The organism is Hymenobacter coalescens, assembly GCF_054783195.1.
Map to the genome: position 1 here is coordinate 114,651 of NZ_BAAGRA010000005.1, position 14,025 is coordinate 128,675.

At 63.9% G+C, this 14,025-nt stretch carries 12 protein-coding genes; 8 read left to right on the forward strand and 4 right to left on the reverse strand.

All coding sequences use genetic code 11. The features are described 5' to 3' along the window. Positions 1–22: 22 nt before the first annotated feature. Both ACYVKQ_RS05035 and arfB read left to right on the forward strand, forming a co-directional pair. On the forward strand, positions 23–442 hold the full coding sequence (locus ACYVKQ_RS05035; RefSeq protein ID WP_460576259.1) for a hypothetical protein: 420 nt from the start codon (positions 23–25) through the stop codon (positions 440–442). Between the two features lie 59 nt (positions 443–501). Then, positions 502–906, forward strand: coding sequence for an alternative ribosome rescue aminoacyl-tRNA hydrolase ArfB (arfB, locus tag ACYVKQ_RS05040; RefSeq protein ID WP_460576264.1), 405 nt, complete (start codon positions 502–504; stop codon positions 904–906). Positions 907–912: 6 nt separating this feature from the next. Here arfB and ACYVKQ_RS05045 read toward each other — a convergent pair whose 3' ends face one another. Both ACYVKQ_RS05045 and mgtE read right to left on the reverse strand, forming a co-directional pair. Next, complete coding sequence (locus ACYVKQ_RS05045) at positions 913–1,650, reverse strand: hypothetical protein (protein ID WP_460576268.1); 738 nt, start codon at positions 1,648–1,650, stop codon at positions 913–915. A 20-nt stretch (positions 1,651–1,670) separates the two neighbouring features. Next, positions 1,671–3,062 carry a magnesium transporter gene (gene mgtE, locus ACYVKQ_RS05050; protein WP_460576272.1) on the reverse strand — a complete coding sequence of 464 codons (1,392 nt, stop codon included), beginning with the start codon at positions 3,060–3,062 and terminating at the stop codon, positions 1,671–1,673. Positions 3,063–3,554: 492 nt separating this feature from the next. Here mgtE and ACYVKQ_RS05055 point away from each other — a divergent pair, with 492 nt between their 5' ends. The 4 genes from ACYVKQ_RS05055 to ACYVKQ_RS05070 all read left to right on the forward strand — a co-directional run bounded on the left by ACYVKQ_RS05055 (position 3,555) and on the right by ACYVKQ_RS05070 (position 7,964). Further along, positions 3,555–4,412, forward strand: coding sequence for a cyanophycinase (locus ACYVKQ_RS05055; RefSeq protein WP_460576276.1), 858 nt, complete (start codon positions 3,555–3,557; stop codon positions 4,410–4,412). 153 nt (positions 4,413–4,565) lie between these two features. Next, on the forward strand, positions 4,566–5,816 hold the full coding sequence (locus ACYVKQ_RS05060) for an OmpP1/FadL family transporter (RefSeq protein WP_460576279.1): 1,251 nt from the start codon (positions 4,566–4,568) through the stop codon (positions 5,814–5,816). Between the two features lie 24 nt (positions 5,817–5,840). Beyond that, positions 5,841–7,235 carry an SGNH/GDSL hydrolase family protein gene (locus ACYVKQ_RS05065; RefSeq protein ID WP_460576281.1) on the forward strand — a complete coding sequence of 465 codons (1,395 nt, stop codon included), beginning with the start codon at positions 5,841–5,843 and terminating at the stop codon, positions 7,233–7,235. A gap of 246 nt (positions 7,236–7,481) precedes the next feature. Then, a complete protein-coding gene (locus ACYVKQ_RS05070; RefSeq protein ID WP_460576283.1) occupies positions 7,482–7,964 on the forward strand; it encodes a hypothetical protein in 483 nt (160 codons plus the stop codon). 80 nt (positions 7,965–8,044) lie between these two features. Here the strand turns inward: ACYVKQ_RS05070 and ACYVKQ_RS05075 are convergent, their stop codons facing one another. Continuing rightward, positions 8,045–9,016, reverse strand: a complete 972-nt coding sequence (locus ACYVKQ_RS05075) for a YpdA family putative bacillithiol disulfide reductase (RefSeq protein WP_460576285.1) — start codon at positions 9,014–9,016, stop codon at positions 8,045–8,047. Between the two features lie 303 nt (positions 9,017–9,319). Between ACYVKQ_RS05075 and ACYVKQ_RS05080 the strand changes: the two genes are divergently transcribed. Then, entirely contained in the window at positions 9,320–9,784 is a 465-nt protein-coding gene (locus ACYVKQ_RS05080; RefSeq protein ID WP_460576286.1) for a hypothetical protein, read from the forward strand. 212 nt (positions 9,785–9,996) lie between these two features. Continuing rightward, complete coding sequence (locus ACYVKQ_RS05085; protein WP_460576288.1) at positions 9,997–10,842, forward strand: hypothetical protein; 846 nt, start codon at positions 9,997–9,999, stop codon at positions 10,840–10,842. Positions 10,843–10,919: 77 nt separating this feature from the next. On the opposite strand, the gene polA is transcribed toward ACYVKQ_RS05085, so the two are convergent. Continuing rightward, positions 10,920–13,796, reverse strand: a complete 2,877-nt coding sequence (polA, locus tag ACYVKQ_RS05090; RefSeq protein ID WP_460576290.1) for a DNA polymerase I — start codon at positions 13,794–13,796, stop codon at positions 10,920–10,922. Positions 13,797–14,025 lie beyond the last annotated feature (229 nt).

The window sequence follows — 14,025 nt, forward strand, 5'->3', positions numbered from 1 at the left end:
CCTACTTCGTCCACGCTCCGCCATGCTGCTTTTGCTGAACTTCGCCCTTGCGGCCTACCTGACCGGCGTTATCTGGACGGTGCAGCTCGTGCACTACCCGGGCTTTGCGCTGGTGCCGCCCGCGGGCTTTGCCGCGTATCACCGCGCGCACCTGACGCGCATGGGCTGGGTGGTGATGGCCCCCATGGTGGCCGAACTGCTGCTGGCCGCGGCCTGGGCCTGGGCGGCACCCGGGGCCGCGGCGTACGGATCGTTGGGGTTGGTGGGCTTCATCTGGGCCGTGACGTTTCTGGTTTCGGTGCCGCTGCACAACCGCCTCGCCGCCGCCGGCAATGCCTACGCCACCGTATACGGGCTGGTGCGCACCAACTGGCTGCGGACAGTGGCCTGGACGGCCCGCGCCGCCTGGCTGGGCTGGGAGCTGGCCCAGCGGCTCCAATAAACCATCTTTGCGACCCCGCCCGTAAGGAGCAATAGCTCCGCTGCTTGTTACCCGCCCCTATGCTGCCCCCTCCCGAAGCTTTTTGGTCTGAACTCCAGGTGCAAACCAGCCGCAGCAGCGGGCCGGGCGGGCAGAACGTGAACAAGGTGGAATCCCGGGTAGAACTGCGCTTCGATGTGGCCCGCTCCCTGCTGCTCACCGACGAGCAGAAGCAGCGCATCCTGGAAAAGATAAGCGGGCAGCTGACGGCCGAGGGCCTGCTGCTGGTCACGGCCCAGGAAGACCGCAGCCAGCTGCGCAACAAGGAAATTGCGCTCCAGAAGCTGCACGATACGCTCGTCAAAGCCCTGCACCGGCCCAAGGCCCGCCGGCCCACCAAACCCAGCGCCGGTGCGGTGCGCAAGCGGCTGGAAAGCAAAAAGAAGAACAGCGAGAAAAAAGCCAACCGCCGCTTCGACGGCTAGCGCGCCCTAATTCAAATCGAGGCCGAACAGTACGCCCACCCACGGCTTGTGCTGGTAGATCCAGTACCGACGGTCGGTACCAAACAGGTGGTCGGCCCCGATGGCCAGGCCGATGTTGAAAATGTGCGCGTCGTAAATAAAGGCCGCTCCTGCGTGGGCCACCAAGCCTTCGTATTCGGCCACGGCGGTTTGCTGACGCGTCACGTCGGGGTTGATGACGGCCGCGCCCAACCCGGTAAACAGGCCGTAGCCGATGCCGGTGGTACGGATGTAGGGCGTGGTGCGCCCGGTGGCCGAGCGGCGGCTGGTGAGGTGGTAAAAATCGAGGCGGCGGCCGTAGTACAGGGCCGCGTTGAAGTTGGTGTTCAGCTGTATGGGCAAGGGCGCACGGGCCGGCCGGATCTTAAACGGGATGGTAAACACGTCCAGATCGAAGCGGCGGGCCAGCAGCACTGCGTGCCGGCGCGGCTGCAGCCGGTATAGCACCGGGGCCGTCGCCGAGTCGTCGGCCAGAAAGTGCAGCGTGTCGCCGGCCTGCTCCACGTAACGGCTGTTGCGGGCCAGTCTTAAGGCCGGGTCGTTGGTTTCCACCAAGCGGTACTGGCCCGCGGGCAACTCGTCGAGCTGGCCCACAGCCGCGCAGCCGCCCAGCAGCCAGCCGCCGAGTACGGCCCACAACCCCACGGGGCACCATCCCCTGAGCCGCGCGGCGCGCGTCGGATACCCCCCTGCTTGCTTGCTCATGCCGACTGGACTACGGGCCGCTACAACAACGTGCCCGACAGCACCGCCGTGGCCACGGAGAAGTAAATGATCAGCCCCGTCACGTCCACCAGCGTCGCCACGAAGGGCGCCGAGGCCGTGGCCGGGTCCAGGCCGAGGCGTTTGAGCAGCATCGGCAGCATGGCCCCCGAGAGGGCACCCCAGAGCACGATGCCGAGCAAGGAAATGCCTACCGTCACGGCAATCAGCTGCCAGTATTCGCCGAAGTAGCCGGGGTCGATGAGGGTGGACCAGAGCACGATGCGCAGCGAACCGACCACGCCCAGAATCAGGCCCAGCAGCAGGCCCGACGTCATTTCCCGGCGCATCACCATCCACCAGTCGCTCAGCGTAAACTCGCCCAGCGACATGGCGCGGATGATCAGCGAGGTGGCCTGCGAGCCGGCGTTGCCGCCCGCCGAAATGATCAGCGGAATAAACAGCCCGAGCACGGCCGCGCGCTGCAAATCGTCTTCGAAGTGGTGCATGGCCGAGGTGGTGAGCATCTCGCCCAGCAGCAGAATCACGAGCCAGCCGGCGCGCTTACGCACCATCTGCCAGATGCTGGTGGCCAGGTAGGGCTCGTCGAGGGCTTCGGAGCCGCCCAGCTTCTGAATATCCTCGGTGTCTTCTTCTTCCCGGATGGCCAGGATGTCGTCGATGGTCACGATGCCGAACAGCACGCCTTCCTCGTTGACCACGGGCAGCGCGGTGCGGTCGTTGCGCCGAAACACGTCGATGACTTCTTCCTGGTCCTGCATGGCCCGCAGCCGCACGAAGCGCCGGTCCATCAGCTCGCTCACGTGCTGCGAGGGCTGCGCGAAGAGAAATTCGCGGATGCGGATGTCGTCGACGAGCACGCCGCGGTCGTCGATGACGTACACCACGCTCACCGTTTCGGAGCCGCGGCCGTGCTCCCGGATGTAGTCGAACACGTGCTGCACCGTCCATTCCTCGCGCACGGCGATGTAGTCGGGCGTCATCAGGCGGCCCACGGAGTACTCGGGGTAGCCCAGCAGCTCCAGCGTCACGCGCCGCTCCTTTTCCGACAGGGTCTGAATCAGCTCCCGCACCAAGTCGTCGGGTAAGAATTCCAGTAGGGCCGTGCGGTCGTCCGGCGACATCTCGTTGAGGATGTCGGCCACCTTCTCCTGCGAGAGGCTTTCCAGGAAGTGGCGCTGCACGTCCAGTTCCAGAAACTCGAAGACCTCCGTGGCGTGCTTCAGCGGCAACAGCCGGAAAATAATCAGCTGCTCCTGCTCCTCCCGCTCCTCAATCAGTTCCACCAGCTCCGGCGTATCCAGACTTCGCAATAGCTTCTTGAGGCGAAACAAGTCGCGCTGTTCGAGCAGGTCCGGAATTTGGGCCAGGGCCAGTTGCTGTTGCGTGGTCATAACGGCGGCAAAGAAGTTGTTTCGCTAGGCAAAACGGGGTTTGGTGAAAGGGCGCGCAAAAGTAGTTTTTTGGAGGCTGAAATCGGAGCTTCGACGCCGGAATTCCGGGGCAAACGCTAATATTTTTTCGGCCCTGGCGGCTGAACAATAGCGACCTGTGCAATCCAGCAACACCGGCCGCAGCGGATCTGTGCAACGAAGGCGCCGAAAGCCCGCCAGTAGGCGCTGCAACGGTCAAAATGCCCGCCTGCCGGATTCGGTAGTTTACGAGTTGGCGCGCCGGGACGCAGGCGGCCGTGGCGGCCGGGCCAAGTCCGCGGAGTGGCCGTACTGCGAGCGGGTGATGAAAGGACCATGCCCACGCCAAGCCGGGCCAATGCCGCTTCGGCCAGGGGAGCCGGTGCGCCCCGGTGCAGCCTTTTTCCGCTCCGCCGCGTAGTTTTGGCCGGCACCGTTCCCCACTGGGGTGCCCCCTCAAGCCCCGCGTTGCCTATGCCTCCCATTCGACACCAGCCCAAAGGCACCGCCATCCTGCTCGGCGGCGGCGACGACGACGCGCTGCTCGCGCTGCTCTGCGAACAGCTGCCCGCCGGCGCCGGCCCCGTGGAAGTCGTGAGCACGGCCGCGCCGCGCACCCCCGTCAAAACCGGCCGGGCCTACGTGGAGGGGCTGCTGGAGCTGGGCTGCGCCCGCGCCGGCCTGCTGCGCGTGGACGAGCGCAACCCCGGCGACCAGCCCGCCACGCTGCGCCGCCTGGAGCAGGCCGGGGCCGTGTTCTTCACCGGCGGCGACCAGGAGCGCATCACCGAATTCTGGCTGGGTACGCCCGCGCTGGACGTATTGCGCCACCGTTTTTACGCCGATCCGCAGTTTGTGCTGGCCGGCACCAGCGCCGGAGCCTCCGTGGTGTCGTCGTGCATGATTGTGGCCGGCTACGGCGCCCGCTCCCTCACCAAAGGCGGCATGCACACCGCGCCCGGCTTCGGGTTTCTGCCCCGCGTCATCATCGATCAGCACTTCGCCGAGCGCGGCCGCTTCGGGCGGCTGGCCCACGCGGTGCTGCAGCACCCGGCCGCCCTGGGCCTGGGCCTGGGGCAGGAAACCGGCGTCGTCATCCGCGGCAGCCGGCTGCTGGAAGTGTTCGGCGACGGGGTGGTGATGGTGGTCGACGGCCGGCAAATGCGCAACGACAACCTGGGCCGCATCGGGCGCGGGGAGCCGGTAGCGGGCGAAAATCTGCGGGTGCACCTGCTGGTGGCCGGGCAGCAGCTGGATTTGCGCCGCCGCCGGGTGCTGCACCCGGAAACCGCTCAAATCATCAGTGCGTCAGGCAAAAGCGCGGTATCCTGACGCGATAAGCGGCCGCTGGCGCCCAGCCGCCGTTCAGCGGGCGCAAGTGATTACTCACTTGGGCGGGCCAATGCTCGGCATGCCGCGTTGTTTGTTCGTGTTTTCCCCCCTACATTTAGCTCACACAACCCCTTTTTCCTTTTCCCTTTGGGTATGAACTTAAAATATCTACTCCTTGCCGGAGGTGCCCTGCTGGGTACCACGGCCGCGCAGGCGGGCGGGTTCCAAGTAACGCTGGCCGGGCAGAAGAATAACGGCATGGGTGGCGTCGGTACAGGCTTGGCCTTGGACCAGGCTTCTATGTTTTACAACCCCGGCGCGCTGGCCATGGTCCGCGAGCGGGGCGTGCAGATTGGCGCCAACGCCACGCTGGCGCGCTCGGCTTTCCGCGCCCAGTACGGCGGCACGGAGCGCCAGCTGGACAACACCGTGACGACCCCGTTCAACGCCTACGCCAGCTTTGGCCCGGCCGAGGGCAAGTGGAAGGCCGGCCTGGCCGTGTACACGCCCTTCGGCTCGAAGCTCGACTACGCCGACGGCTGGGAAGGCCGCACCTCGCTGACGAGCATCGACCTGGCTTCCGTGTTCGTGCAGCCCACCGTCAGCTACGCCATTACCGACAACCTGAGCGTCGGCGCCGGGCTGGTGGCCCTGGCCTACGGCGCGGTGAACCTGCAGCGCGACATTCAGGATCCGGCCGGCGGGCACATTGAGCTCGACGGCAAGACCGACACCAAGTTTGGCTGGAACGCCGGTATTTACTTCAAGCCGTCCGACAAGCTGAGCTTCGGCATCAGCCACCGCTCCAAGGTGGACGCTACGGTGAAAGGCGGCGACGCGACCATCACCGGCGTGGCCCCCACGCTGCAGTCGCGCTTTACCGCTACGGAGTTCGACGTGACGCTGCCGCTGCCCGCCACCACCACCATCGGCATCGGCATCATGCCCACCGAAAAGCTCACCGTGGGCTTCGACGTGAACTACGTCACCTGGAGCCGCTACCAGAACCTGACGTTCACCTTCAACCAGCCCCTCAACGGCTCGAACGTCAGCTCCTCGCGCCGCGAGTACCAGGACGCACTGACCTTCCGCGTAGGCGGCCAGTACCAGGTAACGGACGGGCTGACCGTGCGCCTGGGCGGCAGCTACGACGAGTCGCCGGTGAAAGACGGCTTTGTGACCCCCGAAACGCCCGACAACGACCGCCTCGGCCTGACCGGCGGCGCGAGCTACAAAGTCGGCGAGCATTTCGGCATCGACGTATCGGCGCAGTTCGTGAGCATCAAGAAGCGCACGCAGACCTACGATGAGCTGCTGAACAACGGCACGGCCAACGACCGCGTGGCCGGCACCTACAAGACCAACATCGTCATCCCCGGCGTGGGGCTCAGCTACACCTTCTAATTTTCGCGCTCCGCGCTCCTGATCATGCATACTATCCTGAAAAAAGGCGCCCCGGCGCTGGCATTGCTGGGCCTGGCCTTGGGCAGCTGCCAGCCCGAGTTGGAAGCGCCCAAAGCCGATGCCGGCTCGCTGAATTTTTCCAGCTACGTGGCCGTGGGCAACTCGCTGACAGCGGGTTACATGGACGGTGGTCTGTACAACGAAGGCATCAACAACTCGTATCCGGCGCTGCTGGCTCAGCAGTTTGCCAAAACCGGCCGTGGACCGAGTGGCTTCGTGCTGCCCCTGTTCGACGCGAACTTCTCCGACGGCTCGGGCTACGCCACGTTCACCGGCTTTACCAACCCCACGCCGCCGGCGCAACCTTCGCCCATCATCAATCAGCCCAGCCAAGCCAACAACTTCCTGGGCCAGAAAGTAGCCTACACCGGCAACCGCTTGCCCCCGCCGCCGCTGGGCTCCGGCGCACCCGAACTGCGTCCCTGGACCGGCGCCCAACCCGACAACCTGGGCGTACCCGGCATTTCGGTGCTGAGTTCCGACCGCACAGCGTCTACCAACCCGATACTGGCCGGAGCTGCGCAGATTTACGGCAACCTCAATCAGTTTTACCATCGGCTGCTACCCGCCGCCGACCGGGGAGCCACCGATTACGTAACGTTCGTCGGCCGCAAGACGCCGACGTTCTTTACCTGCTGGATGGGTAACAACGACGTGTTGACTTACGCCACCAACGGTGCCATTGTGGACCAGCTGAACCCCTTCAGCAACCTGACTGACACCACCAGCTTTGGCCGCGGCTACCGCAACATCGTACGCACGATTTCCAAGAACGGTACCGTGCCGGGCATCGTGGCCAACATCCCGAGCGTGACCAATGTGCCCTACTTCACCACGGTGCGACTGGCCGACGTGCTGGCCGGCTTCCAGCGCATTAATCCTGCGCTGACCACCCTCTATATCCGCGAAGGAACGTCTACGACCACTTCCCGGGCCGCTACGGCCAACGACCTGATTCTGCTCACCGCGCAGGCGCAGTTCGCGCAGGGCGTGGGCACTACGCCCACCAACCCGCTGCCGAGCCAGTTTGTGCTTGATCCGGCCGAGGTGACGGCTATCAACACGCGCACCACGCAGCTGAACAACATCATTGCCAAAACGGCCCGCCAGTACAAGGTGCCGGTGGCTGATATGAACACCTTCTTCGGCGGTATAGCCGGCAACGGCTTTGGTATCAATGCCACTGTCAACTCAGCTGGTTTTCTGTCGGGCAACCTGTTCTCGCTCGACGGGGTGCACCCGACGCCCCGTGGCTACGCAGTGGTGGCCAACGAGTTCATCCGTGTCATCAACCAGTATTACAACACGAGCATCCCGTTCACGAACCCGAACGAGTACCGCGGCATCGTTTTCCCGTAATTTGGCTAACTCGCTGTCAAGTAAGCCGCTTCCCCTGCCGGGGGAGCGGCTTTTTGTTTGGCAAAACGCGTTTTATCAGTCACTTAGCTCGCATGTAGATGTGATGTGCGGGATAATAAAATTGTTACCGGCTGTACGCTACAATCAATGGAGTAGCACAATTGTGTCTGGTTAAAATTATGCATCGGTGAATTGCCGGGGCTAACATTGCAGGGTCATTGAACGCCACTCAACCCAACCACTGCTATGAAAACCCTGCGCTTCCCCCTGTTGCTTGCCTTGGGCGCCGTCAGCCTGCTTTCTGCCTGCGACGACGATAAAGAAACGGCCAAGCCCAAGTCCCGCACCGACCTGCTCGTGGGCAAGGACTGGAAGATGACGGCCTGTACCGTCAGCCCCGGCTGGCCCGTAGCCGGCAACCGCCAAGCCACTGACTTCTACAACGAGGTGATGCCCAGCTACGACCGCGACGACATCTACCGTTTTGAGAAGCCGGACGTGTGTCGGCAGGACGAAGGCCCGACCCGTTCCCCGAACAACACCCGGCAGGTATACAACGGCAAATGGTCGTTCAGCAACGAAGACAAAGTGCTGCGCACCGAGCTGGAAGTGTTGGGCAACAGCACCTACGACGTCATCGAGCTGGATGAAAACACCCTGAAAACGTCTGGTTCCCGCACGGAAGGCGGCGTCCGTTACACCTTCACGTTCACGTACTCCAAGCAGTAAACCATCCTGCCGGGCCCGTTGCAGTTAGCCCCCGCCGCGGCTTCGCATTCGTGCGGGGCCGCGGCGGTCGGTTTAGCGGGTTACTGCGCCGCCAGGTGGTCGGCAATGACGCGGGCGTGGTGGCGCCCGTTCTCGATAAACCAGCGGCTGGTGTTGAGCCCCCCGCACACGGTGCCGGCTAAGTACACGCCGGGGCGGTTGGTTTCGAAGGTGGCCGGATCATAGGTCGGGGTGCAGGCATCATCGGGCTGGGTGCTGATGCCCAGGGCCTGCAGCAGGCCGTAGTCGGGGCGGTAGCCGGTGAGGGCATACACGTAATCGGCCGCCACGGTGAGCGGGCCGGCGGGCGTGAGCAGATCAGCCTCGCCGGGCCGAATGGCCTGCACGGTGGTGTGGTAGTGCGCCGCGATGCGCCCTTCGGCAATGCGGTTGAGCAGGTCGGGGCGGATCCAGTACTTCACCGACGCGCTCAGCTCGGCGCCGCGCACCACCAGCGTGGCCTGGGCCCCGGCCCGGGTAAGCGCCAGCGCCGCCTTGGCCGCCGAGTTTTTGGCCCCGATGACGAGCACCCGCTGGCCGGCGTGCTGGTAGGGCTCCTTGTAGTAGTGGCTGACGTGGGGCAGGTCCTCGCCGGGGACGTTCAGCAGCACCGGCACGTCGTAGAAGCCCGTGGCCACCACCACGTAGCGGGCCGCTAGTTCGGCCTTATCGGTGAGTACGCGGTAGGCGCCGGGCCCCCCGGTCAGGCCGGTCACCCGCTCGTAGAGGCGCAGGGTGAGGTTTTCGGCCCGGGCCACGCGCTGGTAGTAGTCGAGGCCTTCCTCGCGGTGGGGCTTGTAGTTGGCCGTCACGAAGGGGTGGCCCCCGATTTCGAGCAGCTCAGGCGTGGAGAAGAACTCCATGTTGGTGGGGTAGCCGATCAGGGAGTTGACCAGCGCGCCTTTGTCGACGACGGCCACGGTGAGGCCGCGCCGCTGAATCTCGATGGCGCAGGCCAGGCCCACGGGCCCGGCGCCAATCACAACGGCGTCGTAGGAAGGGGCAGCTGCCATGTCAAGAATACGCATACTAAGCCATTAAGCGCAAAGCCTGCCCGGATGTTACCAGCCGCCGTAGCGGAACGGTTACGGGCTTCTTCACACGGCCCCTTGCTACGTCGAACTGAACAACCGGCCTTAAACCGAGTCCACGAAAAAAAGTTTTGTTTTTGACACGGAAAATGATGGCAATATTCCGGCTCATTGTAAATTTGGCTGGTCGATTTGTGTTATGAGGTTATTTACTGGCTTTCGAGCTATATGCCTGTACCAGCGCATTTCGCCGTGTTTTATTTTTCACCACCTCCACTCTCTTTAATGAAACGCATTTCTTTACTCGCTATGCTGGCTGTGGCCTGCACCTTCTCGGCCTGCAAAAAGGACGAGGAAAAGCCTAAAACCAAGACCGAGCTGCTGACGGCCAAAAGCTGGCGCGTAACGGCCGCGCGCGAAACCGTCACGACCGGTGGCCAGACGACCTCTTCGGACGAGTACGCCACCTTCGGGGCTTGTGAAAAGGATGACTTCGTGAAATTCCTGGCCGACAAAAAGGTGGAGTTCAACGAAGGTGCTACCAAGTGCAACACCGCTGATCCGCAGACGGAGACGGGCGCCTGGGACTTCAACAGCGACCAGACCAAGCTGACGCTGACCGACCCGGACCTGGGCCTGTCGCTGGTTTACGACATCGTCGAGCTGAACGCCAGCACGTTGAAGGTGAAGTACTCGGTAAGCGCTCAAGGCTCTTCCTACACCACCGAAACCACGTTTACCTCCTTCTAATACGAAGCGGTACTGCCACAACCAACACGGCCCACCGGTTTCGGTGGGCCGTGTTGCGTTTGGTGGGTTGGTGCCAGGCTTGCTTGCCGCTTGCACCGGTACCTGCCGAGGTGCAGCGCCCCCTGAGTAAGTGCCCGGCCTTAGCAGCGTAACGGCATCCAATAGGTATACTTGCAATTGGTACAAAGCAGCCACCTATAGCCAGTGTCTCTATGAAAAGTACGGTATGGGGCCTGTTGGCCTGGGCCGCGGTCAGCCTGGCCGGCTGCGAGCAGAAATCCAAGGAACAACCCGAGCCGGCGCTGACCCCGCGTGAACAGCTGCTCACGACCGATACCTGGTACCTGGTGGGCGACGAGGAAACGGTTGCGCCGGCCGGCACCAGTACCGACGTGCTGGAAACCTATGAGCTGTGCCAGCACGACGACTTTCTGCGTTTTCGATCGGATAAAACGCTGGAATACGAGGGTGGAGCGCTGGCCTGCACGGCGGCGGCGGCCCGCGCCGGCCGCTGGGCGCTGAGCGCCGACCAGAACACCTTAACCATTACCGACCCGCAGACGGGCAGCCCGGTGGAATACGCGGTGCAGGAGGCAACGGCCTCGGCGTTGCGGCTGCGGACCAGCCGGAGCAGCGGCGGTACCACGGTCGTCCGCGACTACCGCTACGCTAGAACCGGCATCGACGTCAACGACCCCACCCGGCTGCTGACCGGCCGCCGCTGGCGCCTCACGGCCGTGACTTCCACGGCAAACGGCACCGCTACCACGGACTTGTACGCCACGCTGGCGGCCTGCGAAAAGGATGACTTCCTGCGCTTTCAGCGCAACGGCATTGCCTTGCAGGAAGCAGGCGTGCTCAAATGCGACCCGAACGAGCCGGCCTCCATTCCTTTTGCCTGGAACTTTGCCTCCTCGAGCACGCTGCGCATGGGACTGAGCGGCCAGGTCCGCACGTACGACCTCGTGAGCCTGAGCTACACCACCCTGAAGCTGCGCTTTACCGACACGTTCGGCAACAACTTTTACACCTACAACTTCACCTACACGGCTTTCTGATCGGCTGCGGCCGCAACGTGAATTAGCCACCTACGCAACGGCCCCGCCAGCTGGCGGGGCCGTTGCGTTTTCCGGGGTTAGTGCGCTTCCAGCCAGTTGGTGCCGGTGCCGATTTCCACTTCCATGGGCACCTGCAGGGGCAGGGCGTTGATCATCAGCTCGCGCAGGTGGGGCTGAATGAGCTCCACTTCCTCCTTGGGCGCGTCGAACACCAATTCGTCGTGCACCTGCAGAATCATACGGGTGCCCAGCTTTTCCCGCTCCAGCCATTCGTGGATGCGGATCATGGCCACCTTGATGATGTCGGCCGCGGTGCCCTGAATAGGGGCGTTGATGGCGTTGCGCTCAGTGTAGCCGCGCAGCGTGGCGTTGCGCGAGTTGATGTCGCGCAGGTAGCGGCGGCGGCCCAGCAGGGTTTCGGCGTATTCCAGGTCGCGGGCCTTGCGGATGCTCTCGTCCATGTACTCCTTCACGGCCGGAAACTCGGCGAAGTAGGCCTCGATCAGCTCGGTGGCTTCCTTGCGGCCGATGCTCAGGCGCTGGGCCAGCCCGAAGGCCGAAATGCCGTAGATGATGCCGAAGTTGGCCGTCTTGGCCTTGCGGCGCATGTCGGAGTCGACTTGCTCCAGCGGCACGTTGAAAATCTTGCTGGCCGTGCTCGTGTGGATGTCGATGCCTTGCCGGAACGACTCGATCATCGTCGGGTCCTGCGAGAACGAGGCCATGATGCGCAGCTCGATCTGCGAATAGTCGGCCGCCACCAGGATGTGGTCCTGGTCGCGCGGCACGAAGGCCCGGCGGATTTCGCGGCCCTTCTCCGTCCGGATCGGGATGTTCTGCAGGTTGGGGTTGGTGCTGGAGAGGCGGCCGGTGGCCGTCACCGCCTGGTTGAAGGAAGTGTGAATGCGGCCGTCCAGCGCGCACACCAGCTGCGGCAGCGCGTCCACGTAGGTGCTCTTGAGCTTGGTGAGCTGGCGGTGCTCCAGAATGAGCGCCGCAATGGGGTGCTCGGCGGCCAGCACGCTCAGGATTTCCTCGCCGGTGGCGTACTGCCCGGTCTTGGTTTTCTTAGGCTTGCCGCCGATCTGTAGCTTGTCGAAGAGCACTTCGCCGAGCTGCTTAGGCGAGCCGATGTTGAACGGCTCCCCGCTGATCTTGAAAATCTGCTCCTCCGTTTCGGTGATGTAGCCCTGCAGGGTGCCGGAGTACTCGGCCAGGGCAGAGGCGTCGATGCGCACGCCCTCGTACTCCACGTCGGCCAGCACCGGCACCAGCGGGTTTTCCACGTCGTTGAGCAGCGGCAGCAGGCCCTGGGCTTCCAGGCGCGGCTCAAACACGTGCTTGAGCTGCAGGGTCACGTCGGCGTCCTCGCAGGCGTAGTCCTTCACCTCGGCGGGCGGAATGTCGCCCATGGTTTTCTGGTTTTTGCCCTTGGGCCCAATCAGCTCCAGGATGCTGATGGGGGAGTAGTGCAGGTAGGTTTCAGCCAGCACATCCATGTTGTGGCGCATGTCGGGCTCCAGCAGGTAGTGGGCCAGCATGGTGTCGAACAGGGGCCCGCGCACCCGCACGCCGTAGTGCTTGAGGATGCTCAGGTCGTACTTGATGTTCTGGCCGATCTTGGTCACCTGCTCGGCATCGAAGAAGGGGCGGAACTCGTCCACGATGGCCTGCGCGGCTTCCACGTCGTCGGGGCCGGGGGGCACGGGCACGTAGTAGGCCTCGCCCTGGCGCCAGCAGAAGGAGAGGCCCACCAGCCGGGCCGTCATCGTATCCAGTCCTGTGGTTTCGGTGTCGAAGCTGACTTCCTTTTGCTTGACCAGGAACTGCACCAAGCTTTTGCGGGCGCCCGGCGAGTCGACGAGGTGGTACTGGTGGGGCACGTCGTCGAGGGTGCGGCGCGAGCCCACGAACTCCGGCTCGTCCAGTTCGATTTCGTCGGAGTCGGCGCCTTCGGCCGTGCGTTTCACCGCGTCGTCGGCCGAGTCGAACAGGCCCGGGCCGCCGGCCGCGACCTTGGGCCGCCGGGCGCCGCGGGTGCCGCCGCTGCCCGGGGCCGCGCCGGGCCGGCCGGCGTCTTCCAGGATGCGGGCGGCCAGCTGGCGGAATTCCAGCTCCTCAAACAGGGTCTTGAGGGCGTGGCCGTCGGGCTTTTCCAGCGCCAGCTCCTCGGCCCGGAAGTCGATGGGCACGGAGGTGTGGATGGTGGCCAGCTCCTTGCTCATGAGGCCCTGCTGAGCGTACTGCTCCACGTTTTCGCGCTGCTTGCCCTTGAGCTGGTCGACGTTGGCAATCAGGTTTTCTACCGAGCCGAACTTTTCGATGAGCGTCTTGGCCGTTTTCTCGCCGATGCCCGGAATGCCCGGGATGTTGTCCGACGCGTCGCCCATCAGCCCCAGGATGTCGATAACTTGCTCCACGCGCTCCACGCCGAACTTCTCGCGCACGCGCTCCACGTCAATGACCTCGGCCGCGTTGCCCATGAAGGCGGGGCGGTACTGCTTGATGCGGTCCGTCACGAGCTGGCAGTAGTCCTTGTCGGGCGTCATCATGTACACGTCGAAGTCTTCCCGCTCGGCCTGCTGGGCCAGCGTGCCAATGACGTCGTCGGCCTCGAAGCCATCCACCTTCAAAATGGGAATGCGGAAGGCCGTGATGATCTGCTTGATGTAGGGAATGGCCACGCCGATGTCCTCGGGCATGGCCTGCCGGTGGGCCTTGTAGTCGGCGTACTGCTCGTGGCGGAAGGTCTTCTTGGCCGCGTCGAACGCCACGCCGATGTGCGTGGGCTTCTCCTTCTGCAGCACCTCTACCAGCGTGTTGGTGAAGCCCAGAATGGCCCCGGTGTTCAGGCCCTTGGAGTTGATGCGGGGATTTTTGCTGAACGCGAAGTGCGAGCGGTAAATCAGCGCGAAGGCGTCGAGCAGGAAGAGTTTTTTGGGAGCGTCGGACATACGGAGGCGAAAGTAGCGGATGCCGCCCAGCTTCTAAGCCGGGCGGCGGGTGCAACAAGGAGTGTACGGGGCCGCGCCCAAAATATCCAAGCCAGGATGCGGCGGGGCGGCCCCGCCGCGTCTTGGCGGCGCTTTTTCCGGGTCAGGCGGTGGTTAAAAGCCCGGAGCGGCTGCCTATTTTTGAGCTGCCGGCCGTTGCATCGGTCCCGGATTACGTTGATTCATAGCC

Bases quoted from the DNA above. Each gene is read 5' to 3' on its own strand.
- ACYVKQ_RS05065 (WP_460576281.1), top strand. From the start codon at position 5,841: ATGCATACTATCCTGAAAAAAGGCGCCCCGGCGCTGGCATTGCTGGGC.
- ACYVKQ_RS05070 (WP_460576283.1), top strand. From the start codon at position 7,482: ATGAAAACCCTGCGCTTCCCCCTGTTGCTTGCCTTGGGCGCCGTCAGC.
- ACYVKQ_RS05075 (WP_460576285.1), bottom strand. From the start codon at position 9,016: ATGGCAGCTGCCCCTTCCTACGACGCCGTTGTGATTGGCGCCGGGCCC.
- mgtE (WP_460576272.1), bottom strand. From the start codon at position 3,062: ATGACCACGCAACAGCAACTGGCCCTGGCCCAAATTCCGGACCTGCTC.
- ACYVKQ_RS05045 (WP_460576268.1), bottom strand. From the start codon at position 1,650: ATGAGCAAGCAAGCAGGGGGGTATCCGACGCGCGCCGCGCGGCTCAGG.
- arfB (WP_460576264.1), top strand. From the start codon at position 502: ATGCTGCCCCCTCCCGAAGCTTTTTGGTCTGAACTCCAGGTGCAAACC.
- ACYVKQ_RS05055 (WP_460576276.1), top strand. From the start codon at position 3,555: ATGCCTCCCATTCGACACCAGCCCAAAGGCACCGCCATCCTGCTCGGC.
- polA (WP_460576290.1), bottom strand. From the start codon at position 13,796: ATGTCCGACGCTCCCAAAAAACTCTTCCTGCTCGACGCCTTCGCGCTG.
- ACYVKQ_RS05060 (WP_460576279.1), top strand. From the start codon at position 4,566: ATGAACTTAAAATATCTACTCCTTGCCGGAGGTGCCCTGCTGGGTACC.
- ACYVKQ_RS05080 (WP_460576286.1), top strand. From the start codon at position 9,320: ATGAAACGCATTTCTTTACTCGCTATGCTGGCTGTGGCCTGCACCTTC.
- ACYVKQ_RS05085 (WP_460576288.1), top strand. From the start codon at position 9,997: ATGAAAAGTACGGTATGGGGCCTGTTGGCCTGGGCCGCGGTCAGCCTG.
- ACYVKQ_RS05035 (WP_460576259.1), top strand. From the start codon at position 23: ATGCTGCTTTTGCTGAACTTCGCCCTTGCGGCCTACCTGACCGGCGTT.